This window comes from Streptomyces sp. NPDC016640 (assembly GCF_043076215.1).
Classification (GTDB): domain Bacteria; phylum Actinomycetota; class Actinomycetes; order Streptomycetales; family Streptomycetaceae; genus Streptomyces.
This window is the reverse complement of record NZ_JBIBRG010000054.1, coordinates 1-1,167: the sequence shown is the minus strand read 5'-3', so window position 1 is coordinate 1,167 and position 1,167 is coordinate 1. Positions and strand designations below refer to the sequence as shown.

Below are 1,167 nucleotides of genomic sequence, written 5' to 3'. Positions count from 1 at the left end.
TACTGAGGTTGAACTCGTGGAGTCGTAGGGGCTGACGGCTGGTCGCCCGTGCGGTATCACCGGGACATGCGGTATCCACAAGGGGGCGGGCTGACCGCCGAACGACAGCAGTTCCGCCAGGAGTTACGGCTCAAGGCGGCCGAGAGGTTCGTCCAGAGCGAGGCAAGCTCGGTGATCGCCAAGGACCTGCGGGTCAGCGTCCGGTCGGTGCAGCGATGGCGGCAGATGTGGGACGCGGGCGGTCCGCGGGCTCTGCGGTCGCAGGGACCTGCGTCGCTGCCGAGGCTGAGCGAGAAGCAGTTCGCGCAGTTGGAGGCGGAGCTGGCCAAGGGGCCGGCCGCGCACGGCTGGGAGGACCAGCGGTGGGCGCTGACGCGGATCAAGACGGTGATCGGCCGGCGCTTCCACCTCACCTACACGATCCAGGGCGTGCACAAGCTGCTGGTCCGCAACGGCTGGTCCTGCCAGGTCCCGGCCCGACGTGCACTCGAGCGGGACGACGAGGCGGTAACCGGGTGGGTCAAGGAGGTGTGGCCCTGCGCGGAAGACTCGCGGCGGTGAGTGGAGCCTGGCTCGTCTTCGAGGACGAGGCCGGATTCTCCATGACGCCGCCGCAGGCGAAGACCTGGTCACAACGCGGCCGAACCCCCATCGTGCCGGTCCGCGGCCGTTCCCGCAGACAGATCTCCATCGCGGCGCTGACCTGCTACAAACCCGGCCACCGCTCAAGACTGATCTACCGGCCACGCCGGGACGACGGCAGACGCGACGGCCGCAAGAGCTTCTCCTGGCGCGACTACCGGGACCTGCTGATCGCCGCCCACCAGCAGCTCGGCGGCCCCATCGTGCTCATCTGGGACAACCTCAACGTCCACAAGGCCGCCGACCTGAAGAAGTTCGCCGAGGCCCGGAACTGGCTGACCATCTACTACCTGCCGCCCTACGCACCCGACCTCAACCCCGTCGAAGGGATCTGGTCCCTCCTGCGACGCGGCTGGCTCTCCAACGTCGCCTTCTCCACCCCCGAACACCTCATCCAGCGCATCCAACGCGGCCTACGGCACATCCAGTACCGCAGTCACCTCATAGACGGCTGCCTCGCCGAGACCGGCCTGACCATCAGACCCACCTGAGCAACAGCACGACATCACGAGTTCAACCTCAGTA

At 67.5% G+C, this 1,167-nt stretch carries 2 protein-coding genes; both read left to right on the top strand.

What is annotated here, in order from left to right; genetic code table 11:
- Nucleotides 1–66 precede the first annotated feature (66 nt).
- Nucleotides 67–561: a transposase gene (locus ACF07S_RS33490; RefSeq protein ID WP_391975928.1), complete on the top strand. Its 495-nt coding sequence runs from the start codon at nucleotides 67–69 to the stop codon at nucleotides 559–561.
- 41 nt (nucleotides 562–602) lie between these two features.
- Nucleotides 603–1,133, top strand: a complete 531-nt coding sequence (locus tag ACF07S_RS33485; RefSeq protein ID WP_391975929.1) for a transposase — start codon at nucleotides 603–605, stop codon at nucleotides 1,131–1,133.
- The last annotated feature ends 34 nt before the right edge of the window (nucleotides 1,134–1,167 follow it).